We start from the raw sequence: 25,314 nt of genomic DNA, 5'->3' as shown, positions 1-25,314 counted from the left end.
CCGAAATATAGCGAAAAAGAACTAGCTACAGCGAGATGATCTGACGTATAAACCGTTTAACTTGACCGATGGATTAAAAATCAGTTAAAATCAAATTCCCTCAAATCCAAAGGATCGTTCATAGACTCTTGAAGCGCCAGCAATTCGTTCCAAAGCTCATTTTTGGTAGTAGCGTAATCTGTATTTTCAGCCAAATCGTTCATTTCAAGAGGGTCGTTTTCCAAATCGAACAATCTTAATTTTCCAGCATTGGGATAAGCAATCAGTTTAAAACCGTCTTTTCGCACCATACGCTGTTTTTGGGTATAACAGCCGTAGATGGACTCGTAATTACTTGCCCGCTCTCCATTGATCAATGGCATGAGACTTTTGAACTGCACAAAATCAGGTTTTTCAGCGCCTGCCATTTCCAAAATTGTGGGCATAACATCTTGCAGATAAACATCTCCATCGATTTTCTCGTTTTCCGGGATGTTTGGACCTACTACAAACAAAGGTGTACGGACGCTGTGGTCGTACATATTCTGTTTACCCAAAAGACCGTGTTGTCCTACTGACAATCCATGATCAGCTGTGAAAACAATATAGGTGTTATCCATTTTGCCTGAAGCCTCCAATGCATCGAGAATTTTCCCGATTTGGGCATCCATATGCGCAATAATGGCATAATACTCTTGACGGTTCACTTTTACCGAATGTTCCGTGCGAGGGAAAGGTGCCAAACGTTCATCTCGCAACTTTCTTCCACTTCCCATTTCTTCGTTGTACGGATACTCAGTTAAAAAGCTTTCGGGGAGTTCAACACTGTCTAAAGGAAACATGTTTACAAACTCTTCTGGAGATTGTCTAGGATCATGTGGCGCGTTGAACGCTAAATACATGAAAAAAGGATTGTCCTTTTGGGCTGCTTGATTGATAAATGAAGAAGCATCATCCGCAACAACTTCGCTCCAGTGCTTGCCTCTTTTCCAGAAACCGTCTTTAGATTTATCCCAAGGTCTCCATAACGTATCATTTTCGCTTAAAGGCCTGTTGTAACCTGATTCTGTCTGATTTGGCATCCCTGGCCTTACATGAACCACATTATCAAAAACTTCTTGCGCAGGCTTTGTCACGTGCCATTTACCTGTCATATAAGTGTCATATCCTGCTTGGGACATAAGGTTGCCCCATAATGGATTTTGGTAACTTTTTGCGCGCATCAGGGAATCCGCTCTGTGGGCGTTCCAAATATATTGTCCTGTCAACAACATAGCCCTTGAAGCCACACATATGGCGCCATTCCATCCACCCATATTATAAGAGTGTGTAAAGGTCACACCTCTTTTAGTTAGCTTATCAAGGTTGGGGGTGTATACTTCATCATTGCCCAAAGCTCGGATGGTATTGTATGCTTGATCATCGGCAAAAATGAAAACTATGTTGGGTTTGTTCGGTTGAGAAGGCTTAGGCTCTTTTTGCTTGCACCCTGAAATTAGCAAGGATAACACTAAAGAGATAAAAAAAAGCAAACGGTACGTGGTCATATTTTAATGGCTTGGGTTATTTAATATTTCAACAAAGCAGCAATGAAGTTAATAAACCTATTAATTGAATGATTAGATAATTTGAAAATATAACAAAATGAAATATGCACGGAGCATTAATTGATTTTTTCAAGTTCCACCCAAAATGGGAAAACTCTTTTGCGATCAACCATATAAAATGGAACAAGTGAACCTTCTATCTCTGGAAGTTGCACATTTTTCATTTCAATGACATCGGTAGCGGTGTTATTTTTCATTTGATTGACCACAGCTCCAGTTTCCAAAAACATTCGGCCAGAAGCGGCTACAGGTTTTATGAACTTAAACGTGACGTTATAAGTGCCCTCTGAAATATCAACCTCCCATTTACCATAAATTTCTTCTTGATCCCATATACCCCGCTGGCCCGAAGCGTCATTTCTATTCAGTATTATGGGATTTTCAGCAACATTTCCAACTGAAATTAAAGGTTGATTCGTGATGTTTTCGGAAGTTATAAGTTCTTTGTACAGAGCATCCAATTGACCTTTAAGATTACTTGCCAAGTCATGGTTTTGCTTTACGAGGTTTTCTTGCTCGTTAGGGTCATTTTTAACATTGAAGAGTTCAAAACCATTAAGACCAGCATTGTAATTGGTCTGACCCACTAATTTAAAATCACCTTGCTGTAGGGCGATGTTGTTATAAAGCTCAGGATACCTTCTTGCCCAACAGAAAAATAAGGGCCGGTCTGCCCAATCAACCTTTTTACCTTCCAGAAGAGGCAAAAGGGTTTTACCATCGATTTTTCTATCCGAAGGCACTTTTACATTGCACAATTGCGCAAGCGTTGGCAAGATGTCGATATGGGCCGAAGTTGTTTCGATGTCTTTGTCATCTTTAAACCGAGATGGATATCTAAAGAAGAAAGGAACGCGGACACCGCCTCTATATACACTTCCTTTGCGGCCTCTCATTCCTCCAACATATCTCAGTTGTTGAGGTCCGTTGTCTGTCATGAAGATTACAATGGTGTTCTCGGAAATTCCAAGGTCATCAAGTTTCTGCAACATTTTCCCAATGTTATCATCAATATTGGTCACCATGGCGTAGACCCTACGTGCATCTTCCTTGTCTTTTTCACTCATTTGCCGAGTAGCGGAATTGTTTTTCTCAAAAGAGATGGATGGGTCTATGTCCGCATATTGTTGATAATAGCTTTCTGGTACTTGCAAAGGGGTATGTGGTGCGTTGAAAGAGAGGTAACAGAAAAAAGGATTGTCTTTATTCTTTTCAATAAATTGAATGGCATTGTCCGCGAAGATATCGGAACAATAGCCCGAATATTTTTCTTTTTCTCCATTATGCCAGAGAATAGGGTCAAAATAGCTTCGATTACCTTGAAAATAAGTGGTAAAATCTCCAACCTGACCCATTCCGCCAGAAAGATGTATCAAAGACTCATCAAAACCTTGGTCATTTGGTCTGCTCGGGTGATTGTCCCCTAAATGCCATTTTCCAAAAATGCCAGTTTCGTACCCTCCCTGTTTCAGCATTTCAGCGATGGTAACTTCACTTGGTGCCATTATGGCCCCGCCGTTGTATGTGTCTCTTACGCCCGTTCGAAGTGAGTAACGACCCGTCATCAAGCTTGACCGCGTGGGAGCACACACAGGAGAAACGTAAAAATTGTTGAACCGAACACTTTCCTTGGCAAATTGGTCTAGAACTGGCGTTTTGATTTGGTCATTTCCGGTAATCCCCAAATCCCCATACCCTTGATCGTCCGTGATAATTAAAATGACATTTGGGTGTTTGTTTTCTTGGGCCACAACAGAAAATGTTACGGCAAAGATGAAAGAGAGTAGCAACCCCTTTGTTTTGAGATACATATGTTTGATGTGTTTGGATTAAAAGATAGCAAAATTTAACCAGCACATCATAGCATACAGAAGCTATATCACATACTTTTTTGAAAGTGTAAGGATTTTATTGAAAAACAGATTCCTAGTTTAGGATGCTATTGTATTTTGAATTGTTGCTTAACAATTCTGTTGCGGCCAAAATGGCTTCATCGTGCTTCAAATAATATTGATAAAGTCCTTCACGATAGAAATACCTTTTTATGATCTCGTCTTCTAAATTCTTCTTGATTTCACTGCGATAAGAATCCAAGGCTGAGATTTTTCCCTTATTGACAGCCAGAAGCAAATCCTTGTATTTTTCTTGAACCACTGGCCCCAACAAATGTTCATCGTTATTAATGGCGTTTTCCAAAAGTTCTTCTGTTTCAGTCTGAAAAGAGAAATTTTGGTTTTGCGCATAGCGTTTAAAGCTATCATAATTTGCGTCGGAAAAAACAAAATCATCAACAGACCCGAAGCTATTGTCATAATAAAAGTCCGTTGCAAAATCAAACACAATATTATTTTGCTGTAAAGCGTCAATAAGCGTGTTGGTCTTTTGCGAGGAAATTTCAATATCTGGCATTACGCCACCACCATCTTGCACTTTACGTCCATTTCTTGTGGTAAATTCTTTATAGTTTGTATTTCGGATGGCATTACCTTCCTCGTCTCGATTCCAATAATCCAAGGATTGTATGCAGCGCCCCGAAGGGGTATAGTATCGAGAAATGGTCACTTTTAGTTGTGTGCCATAGGTGAGTTTTAAGGGGCGTTGTACCAAGCCTTTTCCAAAACTTCTTGCCCCCATAACAACGGCACGGTCCAAATCTTGAAGCCCTCCGGAGACTATTTCACTTGCAGAGGCGCTTCTGCCATTGACTAAAACCACTAAGGGTATTTTTAAATCTTCAGGTTGATTTTTGGTCTTGTACTCCTGGTTGAATTTTTTGACCTTGGATTTGGTGGTTACAATGAGTTCTCCTTTAGGAACAAAAAGGTTCGTTACATTTATGGCTTCCGAAAGAAGTCCACCAGGATTTCCTCGAAGGTCCAAGACCAGTTTTTCGGCTCCCCTGCCTTTTAGGTCCTGCAATGCTGATTTGGTCTGGCTTGATGCTTTTCTATTAAATTTGGAAAGTACAATATATCCGGTTTTAGCATCGATCATATCGTAAAACGGGACCGCATCGACCTCAACACCTTCACGATTGAGCGTAGCTGTTTTGGTTTCTCCTTGTCTAACGAAAGTTACGTCTACACTGGTGTTGTTCGCTCCTTTTAAGAGTTCACTAGCGTTATCGTCGAAATCAGCGACCTTAATATCCCCAATTTTAATAATCTCATCACCAGCTTTTAATCCGGCCTTGTCCGCGGGATAACCTTTATAGGGTTCAACAATCACCAATTTGCTTTCGAAGGAACGGACCAAAGCCCCAATTCCGGAATATTCACCTGCATTGTTGATTTTATACGCTTCAACATCTTGCTCGTTCAAAAATCGCGTATAGGGATCCAATTCATCCAACATGTTTTTAATGGCAGAATCCATAAGCTCTGCAGGATTGGTCTCATCCACATAATTCATGTTGAGCTCTTTAAAAAGGGTAGTGAATATTTCTATTTGCTTTGCAATTTCGAAGAAGTCACTTTTAAAGCTGCTGCTCATTACCAAAAACGCAACAGCAACAACCGGAATAAGAACCTTTTTACTGCGTATTATTTTTTTCATAGGACTCTTTGTTTAGAAAAGCTTCCAAAAGCTTCTGCATTGTATGGTCAACCTCATCAAAGGATGGAGCTTTATTACCAAGGTATAAAAATAGAAACGCAAAATTTCCCTCTATCTTGTTAAAAACAATGTGCTTGTTCAGCCGGTAGGCTTCTCGCAACAACCTTTTTATACGATTGCGCTTTACCGCGCTTCTAAATTTTTTCTTTGGAGCGACCACACCAACTTTAAAACTTGTATCGTCATCAAAATTTGCCTTGCTGTATATCAGTTTTATTGGAAAAGCTTTGATACTGTTCCCTTCCATAAAAAGCTGCTCAAAAATCTTTTTGCTTTTGAGTTTTTCTTTTTTTGGAAAGGTGAATGATTTAGTCTTTTCCATATGAAAGGGAGGAGCCTTGTTCCCTTAAGGGGACATTTTATTTTGCAAGGTACAAGTAAATTACAATTAACACCCCTAAGGTCTCCTTAAGAGGATATACTTTGACAAGCTCAGGATGACACTAAATAGTTCTCTTAATCCAGTAATTTTTGATGCACATTGTTCTCTCCATCGACATCAGCCATTAGCTGCGAAGGATCAATTACAATTGCTTTAATTTCTTCTACAGGCCGATCAATAACAAAACCATATGTGGGGTGAGCCCAAGCCCAATCTTCCAAAACGGTTCTTTTTAAACTGGGGTAAGGATTATCTTTTTCCCCACGCATCATACGCAAAGGAACATAAAAGGTTTCCTGAGTGCCATCTGAATATACCGCCAAAATATCCAAGGGCATTGGCATTTCGCCAATACGTTCTAATTGTACCTTGGTTTTTCCGCCTTCGGACTCAACACTTTTTATACCATAATCAATGGTGTTGGTGGTTTGGGTCCAGTCTGTCAAATACCAATCAAGCTCCATTCCCGAAACCTTTTCAGCAGTCCTTTTGATATCGTTGGGTACGGGATGTTTAAACTTGAAATCTTCATAGTATTTTTGAATGGTTTCCATCAATTTGTCCTGACCAATTACATAACCCAGTTGCGAAAGGAATATTGATCCTTTGCTATAAGCAGCTATTCCGTAGGCAAAATTGGTGGCAAAACGATCTGCGTGTGTGGTCTGAGGTTTTTCAAGACCTGAATTTACAAGTGCGTAATAGCCTTTATATGACCCTTCGAATGGGTTTTCTTTTCCCTCATTCATAATCTCGTTCATACACAAACTGCTAATAAATGAAGTAAAACCTTCATCCATCCATTCATATTTTGACTCGTTAGTAGCCAAAATGTGTTGGAACCAAGAGTGTGCCATTTCATGAACCATTACGCCAACAAGGCTTCCAAAGCTTCTTTTTCCTGTGATCAAGGTGCTCATGGCATATTCCATACCGCCGTCTCCTCCTTGAATCACCGAATATTGCTTGTATGGATACTTCCCAATGTTTTTACTGAAAAAACGCATGGTCTCTTCCGTCTTTGGCTGTAGTTTTTTCCAATTTTCAAGAATCTCCGGGTCGTTTTTATATAAAAAATGTAGCGTTGGCCCATCTTTCATTTCAACCACATCATGGATATAGTTTGGATCTGCCGCCCACATAAAGTCGTGCACGTTAGGAGCCTTAAAATGCCAAGTCAAGGTTTTCCCTTTGGTTTTGACAATGGTTCCCAGGGCTTGATATCCATGACCGATTTCTTGAGGGTTTTGTAGATATCCAGACCCTCCAACGGTATAGTCTTTGTCGATGGTCAACTTTACATCAAAATTGCCCCATACCCCATGAAATTCTCTGCCAATATATGGGTTTGGGTGCCAGCCTTCGAAGTCATATTCGGAAAGCTTTGGATACCATTGGCTCATGGAAAGCGCCACACCTTCGCTACTGTTTCTTCCAGATCTTCGAATTTGAAGCGGAACTTGGCCTTTAAACTCCATTTCCAGCACGGTCTTACCACCGGATGGAATTGGTTTTGCCAGATTGACAACCAGAATGGTCCCTTCCTCATTAAATTTAACCGGCTTACCGTCTTGGGTCAAGGACTGCACATGAAGGTAACCCATTTCAGTTTCGGACAGAGACGCAATTCTACTTTTGTCATCCGACATCATACGTTTATCTGGGTCTTTTACATTTTGTAGGCGAGCGTCCATTTCGCTGCCCGGTTGAAAAGCATTAAAGTATAAGTGATAATATACCCTATTCAATTCATCAGGCGAATTATTGGTATAGACCAATTTTTGGGTACCTCCATATTGAAAGGTCTTGACATCCATTTTAACATCCATGGTATAGTCCGCATGTTGTTGCCAATAGGATGAATTGTTCTGGGCGCTAAGAAGCACGATGCCTGCGATGAAGCCAACTAACGTAAAAAAGGTTCTTGCCATTTTATTTTGTGTTTTTGGACAAGGTCGTTTTTCCTTTGGAAATGTTGTCAGCCAAAAGCAAGGCGTTATAGGCATTGACCATGGTTCCTGATTTTGAAATATTATCAAAAGTTGTTGCCTTTTCTGGGTCACCCGAAACGATTACCGATGCTTTTGATCGCAAGCCAGATTCGATAATAATTTGTTTTACCTGAGATGCCGAAAGCTGTGGGTAATATGACCGAATCAATGCAGCAACTCCCGATACGGCAGGAGCGGCCATTGAAGTACCTCCTTGAAAGTCGTATGTGTTGTTGGGCAAGGTGGAATAAATGGCATCTCCAGGAGCAAAAACATCAACATTTTGTTTTCCATAGTTGGAGAAATTGGCAACCATTTTTGACCCATAATTACTTGTCAAAGCACCAACGGTTATAACATTATTGGTAAATTCTGAATTACCGAAATTATGATCATTTGGGAAGTTTGGGTTTTCAGGGTTGTCCAAGTTATTTCCATCATTTCCAGCCGCGTGCACAATTAAAACATCTTTGGAAGCCGCATATTTTATAGCATCGTATACCCATTGGGCATTGGGTGAAAATGACTTTCCGAAGCTACAATTGATAATTTTTGCACCGTTGTCCACAGCATAGCGGATGGCATTGGCGATATCTTTATCATATTCATCGCCATTGGGAACGGCTCTAACGCTCATCAATTTTACATTTTTGGCCACCCCGTTGACACCTTTTCCATTATTTCGTTCTGCGGCGATTATTCCGGCAACGTGGGTACCATGACTTTCAGTATCTACCCTGTTTTTTGGATTTCCGTTGCCGTAGGACATATCTTTTACGTCATATGGATTGTCACCAACAGGTTTTCTTCCATCAAAATCTTTGTTGAGATTATAGTTGACCTGCTCGGTGAAATAATTAATTCCATCAGAAAGCTCTTCCATAACACTTTGAATGCTTTCTCCATACGAGAACATTTGATTGAGGACGGCTATGTTTTGCTTCATTTGCTCGGTTTTGGCCTCAATGCCCATAAGTTCCTTTTTGGTGTAGGAGTTTTTGCCTAGTTCTTTTTTAACAGCCTCATCCGCATTTTTGACTACTTGGTAGATTTGCTCGTATTGCTGTTTGTTTTGAAGGGCTTTGGGATATTCTTCATCAAGTTTCAATCTGGCTTTGGCTCTGGCCGAAGCGTCACCCACATTTAAACGAAGCATACGAACATATTCCAATTGCTCGTTGTACGCCTCACCTAAAAAATTGTACCCATGAATATCATCAATATAGCCATTGCCATCGTCGTCTTTACCGTTGTTTGGTCGTTCGCCTTTATTGGTCCATAGCACATCGTCCAAATCCTCATGTTCCAAGTCCATTCCCGAATCCACCACAGCAACAATAACAGTCTTTCCATGCCTGTTTTTAATGATTTCCCTATAAGCCTTATCAACGCTCATTCCAGGTATCGTATCGGAAACAAGGTCGGCATGCCCCCATGTTTTTTTCTGGGATTCTGAAAGCTCTGAGATTTTAAGTGGAACGGCATCTATGTTTTCCACTGGAGTGGAGACCAAAGTAGTGGCACCGCAACCCATTAGAATAGAAATAGAAAACAGGGCAAACGGAAACTTAAGGTATTTGATATTCATATTTGATATTTTATAAAATGTAAAACTTTATTGTGTTTTAAATATTTCATTAAAGGAGAAGGTCTCGTTCAACCGTACACCTTTTTCGGTTTGTTTTAAGGAACACAAATGATTATGTGCATCGTGCTCAAAGAACAAAAGCCAGTTATTTTCAGCTGCGTTGTTCAAAAACCGGGCTTTTTCTTCCAGAGTCAGTAAAGGCCTAGTATCATACCCCATTATATATGGAAGGGGAATATGTCCTACTGTTGGAAGTAAATCCGCAACAAAGACTATAGTTCTCCCTTGATAGCTTATATGTGGCAGCATCTGTTTTTCGGTATGTCCATCAACAAAAAGGATACCAAATCCCAGTTCTGAATTTTCGAGAAACGAATGGTCATTTTTCTTCACAAAGTGAAGTTGGCCGCTTTCTTGCATCGGAAGAAGATTTTCCCTCAAAAAAGAGGCCTTCTCGCGGGCATTTGGATTTGTTGCCCAGTCCCAGTGATTTTGATTGGACCAAAAATGCGCATTTTTAAAAGCGGGTTCGTATCCTGTTTTATCCTTGTTCCATTGAATGCTTCCACCACAATGATCAAAATGCAAGTGGGTCAAAAACACATCGGTGATATCGTCCCTACGAAAACCCAATTTTTTTAAGGATTTATCCAGCGAATGGTCACCCCAACGATAATAATGGCCAAAAAACTTTTCAGATTGTTTGTCTCCCATCCCATTATCAATCAAGATAAGTCTATTGCCATCTTCTATCAGGAGGCATCTGGCCGCAAGGTCAATCATATTGTTGGCATCGGCAGGGTTGGTCCTTTGCCAAATAGATTTTGGAACCACGCCGAACATGGCACCTCCGTCCAACTTAAAATTACCAGTTTCAATGGGATAAATCGTCATTCAGAAAACAAATGCCGTGCAAAATAAGAAAACCCGCACGCAAATTGTTAAAAAACATGGGTTTATTGGCCCTATTTTAACAAATATTGGGCTGTGTAAGAAGGCTTGAGCAGTTTTTGCAACTGTTGACCAAAGTAAATCATGGCCTTAATTTCTTGAACGCTCAATAAGCGCTCTTTTTTGAGAATGAGCAAGGAATGCCCATTTGATTCAATATGGTAATATGGATTGCTCTCCAGGAATAAAATAAGTTCATCATGGAAAAGGTCTTGGATTTCAGCCGTCTTCTCACCACTTAAAAAGAACCTGCGGTTGAAATCCGAATGATTGTCAATCATAATATCTTTAAACCCAGCTAGTTTGTACAATCGTTCCAATAGTCCTTCCTTATCCAACGAGAAAACCGGAATCTCTTGCGGTAGATCAATATAGAAAACAGTCGTTTTTACGACTTCTTTGGCAACAAAGGCACCTTCGGTGAACTCAAGATCAAAAACAGCACAGCCTTTTTCACCAGTGAAAAGTTGATTGTACAAATAACTTACCTCCCTAGTTCGGAAAAAGATGAAGTCCGATAAAAATGAGGCCTGTGTATTTTTTTTGGGCTCATACGTCCAACCCAATTCGTTGGATGTTTCTTCCAAATGTACCTGTCTTCGCGTAAAGTATTTTTCGATAGGTTTTAGCGAACCTAATGGAAGTATTTTTCTAATGGCAAAAGGGTGTTTGGAATCTGCGTCATGTTTATCTAGACCGACAATTTCAATGCTTCCTCCCTTTTTTAAGAAAACATGCATATAAGCCTCTAATCCTTCCATCACAGTATGATCTACAAATCCGCACATGGAAAAATCAACAATCACATTTTGGTCTTCGGGGATAACATCCAATTTGTTTTTGAGCCTTGAAAAATTTAAAAAGCTGCAGAAGTATTTTACACTTACATAATAAGTTTTTTCCTCATGTTCTTGAAACAAGAGTACATTCGGTTTAAAAACATTTCCAAGAAAAAGAAAAATACTCTTATTCAGGAACATATGAATGACCAAGGTTGTGAGAATACCCACACCAATGCCCGTTATCAGGTTGGTAAATAGTGTCGTAAGCAAGGTGGCCAAAAAGATGACAATCTGCTCTTTTCCAATTTTAGCCACTTTACTGAAAGTCTTAGGGGTCGCCAACTTGTAGCCGGTATACACCAAAATTGCAGCCAATGCAGCCAACGGTATTTGCTTGATCTGTTGTTGGAACAAAAGGATAAAAATGACCAAAAAAGTTGCGTGGAAGAAGTTTGCGGACCTGTTAGTGGCGCCATTGTTTACATTTACAGAGCTTCGTGCTATCACCGTGACCACATTCAACCCCCCCACGAGTCCGCTCAAGGAAGTTGCCAGTCCAAGAGCCTTCAAATCTTTGTTCACATTGGAACGCCTACTTTCAGGATCAAGCTTATCAACTGCTTTAATACTCAATAGGGATTCAATACTTGCTATGAGCGTAATGGCGAATACACTGAGGATAAAATCTTTTTGAAGCGATTTCGAGAAATCGGGAAAGGCTAAATTGGACAATACATTCTCTGGAATCGAAATCAAATAATTAGCATCAAGGGGAAAAGGAATATTTAGCCATCCAAAGGAATAAGTGAAGCCAATGGACAGGATTAAAATCCACATGGGTGCAGGAATAAGTTGAAAATATTGATTTCTAATTTTGCCATAGAACACCATAATTCCCAAGCTCACGATGCCTACTCCCGCCGCAATAAGTTCTTCAATGGATCCATTTTGGAATAGATCAATTAAACCATTAGGGATTTGCGCCAACAACTTTACGATGCTTCCATGTTCGTTGTTATGGCCTATCATAATATGAAACTGTTTGGCAAAAATGCCCCAACCAATAGCAGCAAGCATTCCTTCGATTGCCGAAGCGGGAAAGAAATCGGCCAAACGACCCATTTTCAAAAAGCCCAAAAGCAGCATTAAAACACCAGAAACAACTATGGCCGCAAGCGTGTAAAGATACCCCTGGTACAAATCACCGGCACCTAATGTGGTTATAGCACTCAAAAGCACAATGACCAATCCATTTCCAGGGCCCGTAATGGTAACATTTGAACCACCTAATAATGCAACAACTGAACCGCCTACAATGGCTGCGATGATACCCGATATTGGAGGAGCATCACTGGCTATGGCCAATCCAAGACCCAAAGGCAGTGCAATAAGCGAAACCACAAAGCCCGAAAAAAGGTTTTTGGGCAGGTTTTTCATAAACAGCTTTGTATGGTCGGTCTTAGCGGTCAATTTCTTTTTCTAACAATCAGTAGGTCGGTTGGTAAATCGGATAAAATATATTCAATATCATGGGGAAAAATACGATCTAATAATCCTGTTTTTTTTGGGGCGTTCATTACCAAAAGGTCAGCACGTACCACTTCGGCATAATGACCAATAGAATAGCCTCTTTTTCCAAAAATACTTTGTGTTTTTATCTTAAGGTTTTCTAGAAACTCAACAGGAATGGATTTCAAGATTTTTCGAACTCGTGAATCTTCACGATGTCGTAAGCGTTCCTTTAAAATCGTCGCTTTTTTAAGGGATTTATCATCTTCAACACTTACAGCAATTTCTTTTTGTCTTATTTCTTCAACAATGGTCAACTGTTTTGCTCCAAGAGAATGGGAAACATAACAGGCATTGGAAATGGCAAATGGGGTATCGTCATCTTCCAATCCATTTACAACAACATGTTCGCAGGGCACTCGTTTCTCAGAAGGTTTTATGAGCAACAATACGGAACAACAAACTTTTCGTGTCAATTTTCGGGCAATGGAGCCCACATAAAATTGATATAGATTTTCATGCTGGAGCGCGCCAAGAATCAACAAGTCTACATTCAATCTTTCACAGGTTTCCAATAAAACCTTATCAGGCTTTCCTGGCTTCCATTCAATGGAAATGTCTAGGTCTTTATAGTCTATTTGCGAGATAATCTGATGTATTTGCTGCTCTTTTTCTGTTGTTTTTTCTCCTACATGCAACAAAAGAAGCTTCGCATTGAAAAAATGCGCAATCCTTGAGGTCTCCATGATATTGATTTTTAGCGAAGGAGAAAACGCAAATCCAAATAAGACGGTTTTAAAGGGCTGGTTCAAGGATTTTTTTTACGGATCGGGGGCCAATATAACACTTAATGTCAAAAGAGATAAAACTGCTTTGTAGGATTGTTTACATTTTTGAACGAAAAACTGTAAATTTCAACAAAAGTGGAACAATGCTAGAGCTTGCAGGAATCATAATATTAGGAATTGTTGCCCAATGGACGGCATGGCGCTTCAAATTACCGGCTATTTTACCGTTGATTTTGATTGGTTTGTTGGTGGGGCCCATAGCCACATTGTACACTGAGGATGGGTCTAAGTTAATTGAACCGGTATGGAATGGTACAAAAGGTCTTTTCCCTGGTGATGGGTTGTATTATTTTGTTTCACTGGCCATTAGCATTATTCTGTTCGAGGGAGGACTGACCTTAAAACGTGCTGAAATTAAAAATGTGGGGCCTGTGATTACCAAGCTGATCACACTAGGTTCTGTTGTCACGTTTTTTGGAGCTGGTATAGCTGCGCATCATATTTTTGGACTTACTTGGCAGATTTCTTTTTTGTTCTCCGCATTGATTATTGTAACCGGTCCAACGGTTATTACACCCATACTCCGAAACATCCCGCTTAAAAAAGATGTATCGGCAGTTTTAAAATGGGAGGGAATCCTTATCGACCCCATCGGTGCCTTGGTCGCCGTATTGGTGTTTGAATTTATAAGTGTTGGGGAGGGGCAGGCCTTTACCAAAACAGCACTTATTGAGTTTGGAAAAATCTTGTTATTTGGGACTACGTTCGGATTCACATTTGCCCATGCGTTAGCTTTTGCCATTAAGAGAAATCTTATTCCGCATTATCTGCTAAATGTGGTTTCGTTATCCGTTGTTCTTTTTGTGTTCGTAGAATCCGACCTTTTTGCCCACGAATCGGGACTTTTGGCGGTTGTGGTCATGGGTATGGCATTGGGCAATATGAACCTGCCCAATTTTAAGGAATTGCTCTATTTTAAAGAGTCGTTGAGCGTTCTCCTGATTTCGATTCTCTTTATTCTTTTGGCGGCCAATATAAATATGAGCGACATGGAGTTGATTTTCAATTGGAACACGGCCATTCTTTTTGCTGTTGTCGTTTTTGTGATTCGACCCTTGGGCGTGTTTCTCAGTGCAAAAGGATCAGATTTAAAGTTGAATGAAAAGTTATTTATTGGATGGGTAGGTCCACGAGGGATTGTTGCGGCAGGAATCGCTTCACTTTTTGGGTCAAAGTTGCTGGCAAAAGGAGAGCCGGGAGCTGAATATATTACCCCTTTGGTATTTATGATCGTGCTGGGAACGGTTCTATTGAATGCTACAACTGCACGATTGTTTGCCAAATTGGTGGGTGTGTTTTTAACTAAATCTGAAGGGATTTTGATTATCGGCGCTTCGAAAGTTTCGCGGCTTATCGGAAGCTATCTCAAAAAGAACAAAAGGCACGTGGTGCTTATCGATAATAATCAAACCAACGTGGAAAAAGCCCAAAAATTAGGATTAGAGGCTATGACAGCTAATATTTTTTCAGATTCTATAGCCGATAACATTGAGTTGAACGATATGGGTTATTTGATGGCATTGACGGGGAATTCGGACATCAACAAATTTGCAATAGAAAAATTTCAGCATCAATTTGGAGAGAACGGAGCCTTCCGTTTGGTAAATACGGAAGAAATGAACGACCCGGACATAGGCCTCGGTGAGGGGCTGTTTTCCTATAATGATGACTTTATTAAATTGACGGATGCCGTTAGAAAATATCCATCTATCCAAGAAATTGATTTAAAAGACAAAGCACATTACGACAACCTTATAAACATTGCCCAAAAGGATAATGACATTATTCCCGTCTTTACCAAGGCTCCAAATGGAAACATAGATATTATTCCACCCAACAGCAAGGATTTTTCCCCTAAAGGGGAAGGGTACAAATTGGTCTATTTGGGGAAAACGTTCGATATAGAATAATAGGACGCCTATACTTTTCTTCAAATCTCTTCATCCGTCAATTCATACAGGGCATTCATCAATTGGCAAGGAATAAACCCCTCTGATGATGCTACATTCCGCTGTATTAACTATAAAATTCTAAAATGGAAAGGAGTGTATTGTCAGTGGTTCTTTTAACCATGCTTTTTGTGGGATGTTCCAAAGATGACGGATATAATTGTGAATCTTGTATATCAGACCTAGGCGCCAAATTTGAAATCTGCAATAATGGAGATGGAACATATACTGCAGAAGCGAGGGATAAATCAATTACAGTTTCCCAAGATCAACTAGATGCGCTTGAACTTACCCCAAAGCTGTACATTGAACTCGATTGCGAATTAGATATGGGGCTGGAATTTTAGGAAAACTAAAATGATGAAAAAAACACTTTCATTGGCAGTAACACCAACATGGTTTATTGGATGATGCCGGATTTACAACTTTCGAAGCATAGGTTGAAGTAAATGGTGACTAATCATTCAATTTAAGTACGGCCATAAAAGCTTGCTGAGGAATTTCAACATTGCCCACTTGGCGCATACGTTTTTTCCCTTTTTTCTGCTTTTCGAGCAGCTTTCGTTTTCGGGAAATATCACCTCCATAACATTTGGCGGTAACATCTTTACGCAGGGCTTTTATGGTTTCTCTAGAAATAATCTTGGAGCCGATGGCAGCTTGGATAGGAATATCAAACTGCTGCCTTGGAATAAGCTCTTTTAACTTTTCACACATCTTTTTACCAATGGTGTGAGCATTATCAAAATGGACCAATGCAGATAAAGCGTCGACAGGTTGCGAATTCAAAAGAATATCTACTCGGACCAATTTGGAGGTTCGCATGCCTATTGGCGCATAATCGAAAGAAGCGTACCCCTTTGAAACGGTTTTCAACCGGTCGTAAAAATCAAAGACGATTTCGGCCAAGGGCATATCGAAAGTGAGTTCCACACGCTCTGTGGTCAAATAGGTCTGATTGGTGATTTGTCCCCGTTTTTCAATACATAAAGACATCACGTTTCCGACAAAATCTGACTTGGTAATGATTGTGGCTTTAATATAAGGTTCCTCTACACGGTCAACCGTTGAAGGGTCTGGCAAATCTGAAGGGTTATTTACGATAAGCGCAGTTTCTTTTTCCTTGGTTGTATAGGCATGGTAGCTTACGTTGGGAACGGTGGTAATTACGGTCATGTTAAACTCCCGCTCCAATCGCTCCTGGATGATTTCCATATGCAACATACCCAAAAACCCGCATCGAAAACCGAAGCCCAAGGCGGCACTGCTTTCTGGGGTAAATACCAAGGAAGCATCATTCAGCTGAAGTTTTTCCATGGAAGACCTAAGCTCTTCAAAATCTTCGGTGTCCACAGGGTATATCCCTGCAAAAACCATAGGTTTTACGTCTTCAAAACCTTCAATGGCATTTTGGGTGGGTGTATTGGCATCGGTAATGGTATCACCCACTTTGACTTCTCGGGCATCTTTGATACCGGTGATGAGGTAACCCACATCGCCCGTTGAGATGGTATTCTTAGGAACCTGGGTTAGCTTTAAGGTTCCGATTTCATCAGCAAAATAGTCTTTGTCCGTAGCGACAAATTTTATCTTTTGGCCTTTTTTGATTTCCCCATTTACAACCCGAAAATAGGTTTCTACCCCCCTAAAAGGATTGTAGACAGAATCAAAGACCAAGGCTTGGAGAGGTTCGTTTGTGTTTCCTTCGGGAGCCGGAACCCTTTCAATAATCGCGGTCAGGATATCTTCAATCCCAATCCCGGTTTTCGCACTTGCAGGAATCACCTCTTCCGCATCACAGCCTAAAAGGTCAACAATATCATCAGTAACTTCTTCAGGATTTGCGCTGGGAAGGTCCACCTTGTTCAGTACGGGAATAATCTCCAAATCGTTTTCCAGTGCTAGGTATAAATTGGAAATGGTTTGTGCTTGAATACTTTGTGCAGCATCTACAACCAAAAGTGCGCCTTCGCAGGCCGCAATAGAGCGGGATACTTCATAGGAGAAGTCAACGTGCCCTGGAGTATCAATTAGATTGAGTATGTAGGTTTCGCCGTTATGCTCATATTCCATTTGAATAGCATGGCTTTTAATAGTGATACCACGCTCACGCTCAAGATCCATATTATCGAGCAACTGGTCCTGTTTCTCACGTTCGGTGACAGAACCGGTAAAATCGAGCAGGCGGTCTGCCAAAGTACTTTTACCGTGATCGATATGGGCAATTATGCAAAAATTTCTAATCTTCTTCATTGACAACCATTACCCAATATTCTGGGATGTTAGCAAATGCAAATATAGTTGTTTTCAGTGCCAGCGAACTGCATTTTTTAAAATATGAAAAACTAATGGATTTACCCCTCTAAAATATTTTCTTAGATTTGGGAACGAACCCCAAACTCAACTAATGCGAATCACCTGTATTTTTTTATTGGTGTTTTTGACGGCTTTAAACTTAACTGCCCAGACTTTTCAGATCAAGGGAAAGGTTGTGGATAGCGAAAACAATATTATTCCCTTTGCCAATATTTTACTGCTTAAGGCCATTGATTCTACTTTTGTGAGTGGAACCTCTGCAAACGAGAATGGATTATTTGAGCTGGACGGGGTTCAACCGAATATATACTTATTACAGGCCAGCTATGTGGGGACAGGTTCTAAACCACAGGCGTTGGATATTAAAAACGATATTTCCCTCGGAGCATTGGTAATTCCGCTAGCCGAAAACCTATTGGATGAGGTTGTGGTGACGTCACAGCGCCCAAAGCTCAAAAGATTGGCAGACAGACTGGTCTTTTCAGTTGAAAACACAGTAGTTTCACAAGGCAATACATGGGATATCATAAAGAAAATGCCTGGAATAATAGTGAACCGGGAAGATATTCTTATTCGCGGTAGAGGAGCTGAAATTTATGTCAACAATAGAAAAGTCCAATTATCGGATAATGAAATTAAAGACCTTTTGGAAGGCTTGTCTGGCACAACCATAAAATCTGTTGAAGCCATTCATAATCCTGGAGCCGAGTTTGAAGCAGAAAGCGGGGCGATTTTAAATATTGTAACCAACAAAAATATTGTTCCCGGGTACAAGGGCAGCATTAATGGGACATACACCCAAGCGGTCTTTCCAAAATTTGCTTTTGGCACAAGCCATTTCTTTAAAACGGATAAACTGAACATATTTACCAATTATAGCATAAACCCTAAGAAAGAAATCAGGAAAGCTATTAAAGGAATCAATTTTATTGATGATACACGGTCTATTTTCTCTAGATGGAATTCGGATTACGACGAAATTACAAGGTCCAAAGCGCATAATGCAAACCTGATTTTGGACTATGATTTTGATGATCAAAACAGCTTAAATTTCACTTCAAACTTAGCGATTAACCCTAACAGAGAAAGGATAACGAATCTGGATGCAGTAATTAGGAACGGACAAAGACAGATAGATTCAACATTTACCACCCGGAACCTTGAGGATACAGATAACACTAATTTGGCTTTTGATCTTACTTATGTTCACAAACTGAAAAAACCAGGAGCAAAAGTATCTTTAAACGGTCATTATACCTTTTTTGATGGGTCCTCCATGCAAAACCTGTTCTCTACCTATTTAGATGATTCTGGGACGTTTTTGAGGGACTTCGGATTCGACACGAATGCTCAACAAGACATTCATATTTTTACTGGTCAAGCCGACTATGCTTCGCCCATTGGCACTTCTTCCATTGAAACTGGTTTGAAGGTTTCGAGCATAGCGTCAAAAAACACTATCGATTTTTTAAACTTTACGGGAACGGACAACAATGCCAACACCTCCCTATCAGATGACTACGAATATGACGAGAAGGTGTATGCGGGGTACCTGAGCTTTGTTAAAAGTTGGGAAAAGTGGTCCATGAAACTGGGGTTGAGAGGTGAATTGACCAAGGCAATAGGAACATCCCTTACATCGGGAGAGGTCAATACCATTGATTTTTTTGAGCCATTTCCTTCGGCTTCTATATTATATTCGCCTTCGGACAAACATAGTTTCACTTTTGACTACGGGAGAAATGTGGATAGACCAAAGTACAATGACCTAAACCCCTTTAGGGTGTTCTTTAATGAAAATGATTTTGAAGAAGGAAACCCCGGACTTCGACCCAGCTTTAGCAATAACTTCAACTTAAATTATTCATTCAACAGCGAGTTGTTCTTAGATCTCTACTATCGGGATAATGGTAAAAACATTGCCTATTTGGTGTTTCAGGACAATGATGACCAAACCCTTGTTGAATTAAAGCAGAATGTTTTGGCAAGCAAGTCTTATGGGTTGGATTTAACGCTTAGCAAAGGTATTTTACCACCTTGGTTTGTGTATGCTTATGCTTCACTTTTTCATGAAGAGGAAACCTTTTTGGCCGAAGAAAGCAATAATCAGGAGTTCACTAATGCCGTAGATGGCGTTTACCTATATCTGGCCAACTATCTGACACTCTCAAAAGATGGATCATTTACAGGAGAGGCGACCATGACCTATATTTCCAAATCCTTGTTTGGTTCATATCTCGTGGATGATCAGTTGAACCTGTCATTGGGATTAAGAAAATCACTTTGGAATGATAGGGTAACCGTTTCCGTCGCCGCGGAAGATGTTCTTCAAAAATATGTGCCTACATACACTTCCCAATATTTGAACCAAGATAATTTTTACCGAAGACGTCCCGAAACGCAATTCGTTCGATTCGGCTTCACCTATAATTTTGGAAACTTCAAGTTGGATGACAACCAAAGAGGAATTGATAAAAATGAAAGGGAACGGTTAGAAGCCGACGAGTAATTTCTGTTTTTATGGCATTTTGTACTTTTGCAGTCCAAAAATTTTAGGATTTGCCAAAAATTGGAAACATAGAACTTCCTGATTTTCCGTTGCTTCTGGCTCCAATGGAAGATGTTAGCGACCCACCTTTTCGTGCTTTGTGCAAAGAGCAAGGGGCCGATGTGGTATATACAGAATTCATTTCTTCCGAAGGATTGATTCGAGATGCGGCCAAAAGTGTCATCAAACTGGACATTTACGAAAAGGAAAGACCTGTTGGCATCCAAATATTTGGAGCAGAGCTGGATTCTATGCTGCAAGCTGTGGATATTGTTGAAAAGTCGAATCCAGATATTATAGACATCAATTTTGGTTGCCCTGTAAAAAAAGTGGTCAGCAAAAATGCTGGAGCGGGCATACTAAGGGACATTCCCTTGATGGTAAAGTTGACCGAGGAAATTGTAAAGCGCACCAAACTACCCGTTACCGTTAAGACCAGATTGGGATGGGACAATGATTCCATTAAAATTGTTGAGGTTGCAGAAAGACTGCAAGATGTGGGTATCAAAGCAATTTCCATTCATGGTCGTACCAGGGTGCAGATGTATAAAGGCTATGCTGATTGGAAACCGATTACGGAGGTCAAGAACAATTCAAGAATGCACATTCCTGTTTTTGGCAATGGCGATGTGGACACTCCCGAAGCAGCGGTAAGAATGCGTGATGATTTTGGCTTGGATGGGGCCATGATTGGCAGGGCAAGCATTGGAAACCCGTGGTTTTTTAAAGAAGTGAAACACTTTTTTGAAACAGGGGAGCACTTGGCGCCGCCTTCAATGGAGGAACGGGTAGATGCTGCCCGGAGGCATTTACAAATGTCCATTGACTGGAAAGGGGAAAAACTAGGTGTTTTTGAAACTAGAAGACACTACACCAATTACTTTAAAGGTATTCCGCATTTTAAAGAGTACCGCATGAAAATGGTGACCAGCGATGAATCCGCAGATGTTTTTGCTGCCTTTGATGAGGTTTTGGAGAAGTTCGGAGACCATCAATTTGTTTAGACCGAGACCAGTCTTCTATTTATTCGGCTACTAGCGATTTTGGACGAGATAAAACCAAGTACTACTATGGTGACCAGTACGATTAGCACATTCATGATATCAAATTCAACCGGATAGGGAAGGGAAGGAGTTATTTTCAACCATCCAAACGCCAATTGCGAAGCAATCAATAAAGATCCGATTAAAACGCCGATAAGTCCTCCTAGCGAAGTCACTAAAACCCCTTGGGTAAAATAAATAGTTCGCAACTCTTTGATAGTGGCCCCTAGACCAAATAAGGTTTTCGAGTTTTGTTGCTTGTCCAATATCATCATGATAATAGCCCCTACGACATTAAAAAGAGCAATGATCAATACCAAGGTAAATATGAGGTATGTAGCTAAATTTTCAGTGTTTAACATTCGGTACAAAGTACCATTCTGTTCTTGGCGGTCCAAAAGGATTACCTTATTGCCCAAAACTGTCCTAACCCTCTCTTTAATATCATCGACCGACGCAGAATTGTCCAACTTAAAGTTGACACCTGAAACTTGAGTGCTATCTTTTTCCAACAAAGCCTGAACCAATGGGAGTTGGGCAAAAACATATTTTTTATCCAGATTTTCTTCAATAGAATAGACACCACTTAAGACAATGGGAAGTTCGTTATAGGGTTTTGGAGCGTTCAGCCCTTGTGGCGAAAACGAACCTTTGCCCGGTTTTGGCACCAAAATGGTCATTGGGTTTTGGTAGTTGTCAATAGGAACGTTGAGCTGATTGTAAATTCCGATTCCGGCAACACCGTTATATTCCATCACACCCCAATTTCCAAAGTACAGGGTGCTATCTACGCCCGTAACCGATCTGTAATTTTCATCAACACCCTTGATGTAAGCGATACAACTTTTTTCACGAAAGGTCATATAGGCACGTTCCTCAAGTTCTTTGGAATAATTGGCAAGACCTTCAATATTCAGAAGCGCTTCTTCTTCACTCGGTGTTATGGAAAAGTGCTTTCCCGTAGTCGGCAGCGCCTTTAAATCTGGGTCAAAAACATTGGTGAACGACAGACTAAAGGTCTTCAATCCTGCAAAACCTGAGAGCACGATGAACAAAGCTGCTGACCCAATGACAATGACCAAAAACGTAATAAAGTTGATAATGTTTACAGCATTTTGGCTGCTTTTGGAACGGATATAGCGTTTGGCAATGTAAAAAGGGAAATTCAAGATCAGGATTTCTTTCGTTTGTCAAGCAAGTCCCTATTTTCAATCGGGTTTTCTTCGCCTTTAAGGGATTTTTCAATCTTATCAATGTATTCCAACGAATCGTCCAGATAAAAATTGAGTTCGGGAACTCGGCGTAGTTGGCTTTTGGTACGTTGGGCCAACTCGTGCTTGATCAAACTTTTGTTGGACTGAATCCCTTCAAGTAACTCTGAAGCACTTTTGTTCGGAAAAATGCTAACGTACACTTTGGCAATCGAAAGATCGGTCGTGATATAGACTTTGGAAACGGATATCAAAGTCCCCTGAAGGCCTCCATCCGTAGCCGCACGCTGCAGTATGTCGGCCATGTCCTTTTGAATGATTCCAGCTATTTTTCTTTGCCGTTGTGTTTCCATAGTGCAAAATAACGGAATAAATGACGAACCTCATGACTTGAAACCACAACAGTGCTTATTTTTGATGAAAAGCTGAAGCCAATCGGTTAAAAAGTAGTGTTATGGATAAGATAGAACACATAGGCATTGCGGTCAAAAACTTGAAAGATTCCAATGCACTGTTTACCAAATTAATGGGAGTGGAACCCTATAAGATGGAAGAAGTTGCTTCGGAAGGGGTGCGTACCTCCTTTTTCAAATCTGGTCCAAACAAGGTGGAGTTGTTGGAGGCTACCACGACCGAAAGCCCTATTGCCAAATTTTTAGAGAAAAAAGGAGAGGGCATCCACCATATTGCCTTTGCTGTAGAGGATATTAAAAAAGAAATGGCCCGTTTACAAGAAGAGGGCTTTGTTTTATTGAACGAAAAACCCAAAAAAGGTGCGGACAATAAATGGGTGGCATTTTTGCACCCAAAGGGCACAAATGGCGTTTTAGTGGAACTTTGCCAAGAAATAAAGGAAGAGTAGCGGGGTAAAACCTTGCGGTGAAGAAAAATAAGTAGTAATATTGCATCCGCAATTTTGCGGGTCCTATAGCTCAGTTGGTTAGAGCACCTGACTCATAATCAGGGGGTCCATGGTTCGAGCCCATGTGGGACCACACTAGTAAAGACAAAGCTTCCGAGAAATCGGGAGCTTTTGTTTTTTAGGACGGGTACAACATAGGTACAACATTTCTAACGTTCTATTTTCTCATTTTATGTAAATAGAAGTAACTTCAAGCTTACTTTTCCTTAACTTGTTTTTTAAAGGTTACAAGTAAAATTATAGATGACACTTATAATAGGATCAAAAACAAAAAAATATGCAATAATAGGTTCAGATTCACAACTTACTCATTTTAATGGAAGCAGGAATATATGTGAAAGAACCCTTTATAACAAAATAGAACATTTTAAGAATAATTTGATGTTTTCCTTTTTAGGAAATTGGGATGATTTACGGGAGCAAAATTTGAAAGAATTTAAAATCAAACTTCGAAAAAGTTACAATAAAATAAGTGTCTCGAAGAGAATGATAAAGTCTTTAAATAAGGATGTATTAGTTTTTGGAGTAAAAGGAGGTTTTTTTGGAATATCTTTTTTTGAACATATGCCCCCTTCTTCCGATGGAATGTCAAAAGTTTATTTAGATAGGAAAGAATATAGGTTCAATGAACCTAACTTAAGTCATAAAGGAATTGAATCCATAGAAAACCAATTGATTAAAGATGCAAAAGGAAATAATTCTAGTGAAATAGAAAATGATTTGTTTGTTATAAATAATATTATTCTTAGAGAAATTGTAAAAGGAAGAGATTTAGATATTTTACCTTTAAATAATAATGCCAATACCGTTGGTGGCTATGTAACAATAAAGATATTAAAGAGGGATTTAGTTTTAGGGTTTTTTCCGCAGTATTTAACTTTTAACCTTTATTCAAATTATAAAGGTGATTCCCTTTTGGACAACATTTCAAATCCTTTTAGCAATTTAGCTAAACAAGAAAAGGTTAGGTTTATTGATAATTTAGCAATGATTGTAAAATCTATTGTTGATGAAAAAAACAAGAAGATAAAAGTCCATCTAATAGAATGGCTAAAAAAACAAATTCATTATTTAGAACAAGGTCAATTACTCGATACTTGGATTTTGAATTTTATTTTGGAACAGATTAATTGTCTTTACGGGATTAAGATAGATAAGTTTGAGATAGAAGTTGAGGAAGAAGTTCTAGGTGGTCTAATTTTGGATGAAGTCGATGACCTAAATCGGGAGGAAATAAAACAATTTTTTACTGATTAATTATGGAGCATCTAATCAATTTTTTAGGAAAGGTTATATATAAAATTGAGTTAATTACTGATGATTTTATACAATCTAAAATTTTAAAAAATGATACAACTAAGATAGCTTTTTTGTTATTTGTTGTATTGCTTATATCTGTAATGGTGATTGTGCCGAATAGATTTATCTCAATGGAAAACAAGCCTTATTTTATTGCTGGTTATGTTGGGGTGGGTTTTATTCTTCTAATTTTTGTAGCAGCATATTATTCAGTTCAAAGAATAAAGAAAAATGCTCTTTATGGCTTTAAGTTTAAGAGACTACTTTTTAATTCTGTCGATTACAAAGAACTGATGCTTGATAGCGATTCGGCATTGAATCTAAAACTTTTAATTAGGAACAAAAAGCCAAAGGATAAAATTGATTTTAGACTACCTAATAAAAATAAAACTGCCGCTAATTATAAATTGCTTTTTACATTGTTTCATTTGATTATTGAAAATGGTATCGATCAATATATAGGTAGGCGTAAAAAAGACTTCTTTGAGCTTCTTTATGAATCTTTTTTAATGAACGGAAACCCCATTAATAAAGGAACTTTAGAATCAAGTTTTTCTAACTGGAAAGCAAATATCCATTCGGAAAAAGGAGAAGATGATATTCTTAGAATCAAAAAGATACTCTCAATAAAATAAACTTAGCATAATTTGTAATAGTTAAGACTTAATCTGACAATCTTAATAAATTAGTTTAACCCTTAAATTAGATTTGTCAGATGAGTACAGAAGAAAAGATCATCAAACCAAAGTTAGGATTATTAGAACTTGCCAAACA

Annotated in this window: 19 protein-coding genes and 1 tRNA gene; 8 read left to right on the top strand and 12 right to left on the bottom strand. The window is 39.5% G+C overall.

Going from position 1 to position 25,314, the window contains the following annotated elements:
• Window positions 1–80: 80 nt before the first annotated feature.
• From E4661_RS16105 to E4661_RS16065, 9 genes are all read right to left on the bottom strand, one after another.
• Window positions 81–1,526 carry a sulfatase family protein gene (locus E4661_RS16105; RefSeq protein ID WP_136468492.1) on the bottom strand — a complete coding sequence of 482 codons (1,446 nt, stop codon included), beginning with the start codon at window positions 1,524–1,526 and terminating at the stop codon, window positions 81–83.
• A 116-nt stretch (window positions 1,527–1,642) separates the two neighbouring features.
• A complete protein-coding gene (locus E4661_RS16100; protein WP_136468491.1) occupies window positions 1,643–3,397 on the bottom strand; it encodes an arylsulfatase in 1,755 nt (584 codons plus the stop codon).
• Window positions 3,398–3,512: 115 nt separating this feature from the next.
• On the bottom strand, window positions 3,513–5,141 hold the full coding sequence (locus E4661_RS16095) for a S41 family peptidase (protein WP_136468490.1): 1,629 nt from the start codon (window positions 5,139–5,141) through the stop codon (window positions 3,513–3,515).
• Window positions 5,119–5,523, bottom strand: coding sequence for a ribonuclease P protein component (gene rnpA / locus E4661_RS16090; RefSeq protein WP_136468489.1), 405 nt, complete (start codon window positions 5,521–5,523; stop codon window positions 5,119–5,121). Before rnpA ends, E4661_RS16095 begins: the two co-directional genes overlap by 23 nt.
• Window positions 5,524–5,657: 134 nt before the next feature.
• A complete protein-coding gene (locus E4661_RS16085; protein ID WP_136468488.1) occupies window positions 5,658–7,514 on the bottom strand; it encodes a M1 family metallopeptidase in 1,857 nt (618 codons plus the stop codon).
• Window position 7,515: 1 nt separating this feature from the next.
• Window positions 7,516–9,162: a S8 family peptidase gene (locus tag E4661_RS16080; RefSeq protein ID WP_136468487.1), complete on the bottom strand. Its 1,647-nt coding sequence runs from the start codon at window positions 9,160–9,162 to the stop codon at window positions 7,516–7,518.
• Window positions 9,163–9,189: 27 nt separating this feature from the next.
• Window positions 9,190–10,056 (bottom strand): MBL fold metallo-hydrolase, encoded by an 867-nt coding sequence (locus E4661_RS16075; protein WP_136468486.1) that lies wholly within the window; start codon window positions 10,054–10,056, stop codon window positions 9,190–9,192.
• A gap of 71 nt (window positions 10,057–10,127) precedes the next feature.
• Window positions 10,128–12,332, bottom strand: a complete 2,205-nt coding sequence (locus E4661_RS16070; protein ID WP_136468485.1) for a SulP family inorganic anion transporter — start codon at window positions 12,330–12,332, stop codon at window positions 10,128–10,130.
• Window positions 12,333–12,361: 29 nt separating this feature from the next.
• Window positions 12,362–13,150 (bottom strand): universal stress protein, encoded by a 789-nt coding sequence (locus E4661_RS16065; protein ID WP_136468484.1) that lies wholly within the window; start codon window positions 13,148–13,150, stop codon window positions 12,362–12,364.
• A 185-nt stretch (window positions 13,151–13,335) separates the two neighbouring features.
• Between E4661_RS16065 and E4661_RS16060 the strand changes: the two genes are divergently transcribed.
• Together E4661_RS16060 and E4661_RS16055 are read left to right on the top strand one after the other, a co-directional pair.
• Complete coding sequence (locus E4661_RS16060; protein WP_136468483.1) at window positions 13,336–15,162, top strand: cation:proton antiporter; 1,827 nt, start codon at window positions 13,336–13,338, stop codon at window positions 15,160–15,162.
• Between the two features lie 125 nt (window positions 15,163–15,287).
• Window positions 15,288–15,548: a hypothetical protein gene (locus tag E4661_RS16055; protein ID WP_136468482.1), complete on the top strand. Its 261-nt coding sequence runs from the start codon at window positions 15,288–15,290 to the stop codon at window positions 15,546–15,548.
• A gap of 109 nt (window positions 15,549–15,657) precedes the next feature.
• Here E4661_RS16055 and lepA read toward each other — a convergent pair whose 3' ends face one another.
• Window positions 15,658–17,454 carry a translation elongation factor 4 gene (gene lepA, locus E4661_RS16050; protein ID WP_136468481.1) on the bottom strand — a complete coding sequence of 599 codons (1,797 nt, stop codon included), beginning with the start codon at window positions 17,452–17,454 and terminating at the stop codon, window positions 15,658–15,660.
• A 154-nt stretch (window positions 17,455–17,608) separates the two neighbouring features.
• On the opposite strand from lepA, the gene E4661_RS16045 reads away from it, so the two are divergent.
• Together E4661_RS16045 and dusB are read left to right on the top strand one after the other, a co-directional pair.
• Window positions 17,609–20,026: an outer membrane beta-barrel family protein gene (locus tag E4661_RS16045; RefSeq protein WP_136468480.1), complete on the top strand. Its 2,418-nt coding sequence runs from the start codon at window positions 17,609–17,611 to the stop codon at window positions 20,024–20,026.
• A gap of 50 nt (window positions 20,027–20,076) precedes the next feature.
• Window positions 20,077–21,069: a tRNA dihydrouridine synthase DusB gene (gene dusB / locus E4661_RS16040; RefSeq protein ID WP_136468479.1), complete on the top strand. Its 993-nt coding sequence runs from the start codon at window positions 20,077–20,079 to the stop codon at window positions 21,067–21,069.
• Here the strand turns inward: dusB and E4661_RS16035 are convergent.
• Together E4661_RS16035 and rbfA are read right to left on the bottom strand one after the other, a co-directional pair.
• Window positions 21,066–22,277, bottom strand: coding sequence for an ABC transporter permease (locus tag E4661_RS16035; RefSeq protein ID WP_136468478.1), 1,212 nt, complete (start codon window positions 22,275–22,277; stop codon window positions 21,066–21,068). The genes dusB and E4661_RS16035 overlap by 4 nt on opposite strands.
• A gap of 2 nt (window positions 22,278–22,279) precedes the next feature.
• On the bottom strand, window positions 22,280–22,672 hold the full coding sequence (gene rbfA / locus E4661_RS16030) for a 30S ribosome-binding factor RbfA (protein WP_136468477.1): 393 nt from the start codon (window positions 22,670–22,672) through the stop codon (window positions 22,280–22,282).
• A gap of 101 nt (window positions 22,673–22,773) precedes the next feature.
• Here rbfA and mce point away from each other — a divergent pair, with 101 nt between their 5' ends.
• The 4 genes from mce to E4661_RS16010 all read left to right on the top strand — a co-directional run bounded on the left by mce (window position 22,774) and on the right by E4661_RS16010 (window position 25,175).
• Window positions 22,774–23,181, top strand: a complete 408-nt coding sequence (gene mce / locus E4661_RS16025; RefSeq protein ID WP_136468476.1) for a methylmalonyl-CoA epimerase — start codon at window positions 22,774–22,776, stop codon at window positions 23,179–23,181.
• Window positions 23,182–23,240: 59 nt separating this feature from the next.
• Window positions 23,241–23,314, top strand: a tRNA-Ile gene (locus E4661_RS16020).
• A gap of 170 nt (window positions 23,315–23,484) precedes the next feature.
• Entirely contained in the window at window positions 23,485–24,498 is a 1,014-nt protein-coding gene (locus E4661_RS16015) for a hypothetical protein (protein ID WP_136468475.1), read from the top strand.
• A 2-nt stretch (window positions 24,499–24,500) separates the two neighbouring features.
• Entirely contained in the window at window positions 24,501–25,175 is a 675-nt protein-coding gene (locus E4661_RS16010; protein ID WP_136468474.1) for a hypothetical protein, read from the top strand.
• Window positions 25,176–25,314 lie beyond the last annotated feature (139 nt).

Origin of the sequence: Flagellimonas onchidii, assembly GCF_004804315.1 — a bacterium.
Classification (GTDB): Bacteria; Bacteroidota; Bacteroidia; order Flavobacteriales; family Flavobacteriaceae; genus Flagellimonas; species Flagellimonas onchidii.
The sequence above is the reverse complement of the archived record's forward strand: the minus strand, read 5'-3'. Positions and strand labels throughout refer to the sequence as shown.

Bases quoted from the DNA above. Each gene is read 5' to 3' on its own strand.
- rbfA (WP_136468477.1), bottom strand. From the start codon at position 22,672: ATGGAAACACAACGGCAAAGAAAAATAGCTGGAATCATTCAAAAGGAC.
- E4661_RS16105 (WP_136468492.1), bottom strand. From the start codon at position 1,526: ATGACCACGTACCGTTTGCTTTTTTTTATCTCTTTAGTGTTATCCTTG.
- E4661_RS16010 (WP_136468474.1), top strand. From the start codon at position 24,501: ATGGAGCATCTAATCAATTTTTTAGGAAAGGTTATATATAAAATTGAG.
- E4661_RS16080 (WP_136468487.1), bottom strand. From the start codon at position 9,162: ATGAATATCAAATACCTTAAGTTTCCGTTTGCCCTGTTTTCTATTTCT.
- rnpA (WP_136468489.1), bottom strand. From the start codon at position 5,523: ATGGAAAAGACTAAATCATTCACCTTTCCAAAAAAAGAAAAACTCAAA.
- E4661_RS16085 (WP_136468488.1), bottom strand. From the start codon at position 7,514: ATGGCAAGAACCTTTTTTACGTTAGTTGGCTTCATCGCAGGCATCGTG.
- E4661_RS16065 (WP_136468484.1), bottom strand. From the start codon at position 13,150: ATGGAGACCTCAAGGATTGCGCATTTTTTCAATGCGAAGCTTCTTTTG.
- E4661_RS16095 (WP_136468490.1), bottom strand. From the start codon at position 5,141: ATGAAAAAAATAATACGCAGTAAAAAGGTTCTTATTCCGGTTGTTGCT.
- E4661_RS16075 (WP_136468486.1), bottom strand. From the start codon at position 10,056: ATGACGATTTATCCCATTGAAACTGGTAATTTTAAGTTGGACGGAGGT.
- E4661_RS16100 (WP_136468491.1), bottom strand. From the start codon at position 3,397: ATGTATCTCAAAACAAAGGGGTTGCTACTCTCTTTCATCTTTGCCGTA.
- E4661_RS16045 (WP_136468480.1), top strand. From the start codon at position 17,609: ATGCGAATCACCTGTATTTTTTTATTGGTGTTTTTGACGGCTTTAAAC.
- E4661_RS16060 (WP_136468483.1), top strand. From the start codon at position 13,336: ATGCTAGAGCTTGCAGGAATCATAATATTAGGAATTGTTGCCCAATGG.
- E4661_RS16070 (WP_136468485.1), bottom strand. From the start codon at position 12,332: ATGAAAAACCTGCCCAAAAACCTTTTTTCGGGCTTTGTGGTTTCGCTT.
- E4661_RS16015 (WP_136468475.1), top strand. From the start codon at position 23,485: ATGACACTTATAATAGGATCAAAAACAAAAAAATATGCAATAATAGGT.
- E4661_RS16055 (WP_136468482.1), top strand. From the start codon at position 15,288: ATGGAAAGGAGTGTATTGTCAGTGGTTCTTTTAACCATGCTTTTTGTG.
- mce (WP_136468476.1), top strand. From the start codon at position 22,774: ATGGATAAGATAGAACACATAGGCATTGCGGTCAAAAACTTGAAAGAT.
- lepA (WP_136468481.1), bottom strand. From the start codon at position 17,454: ATGAAGAAGATTAGAAATTTTTGCATAATTGCCCATATCGATCACGGT.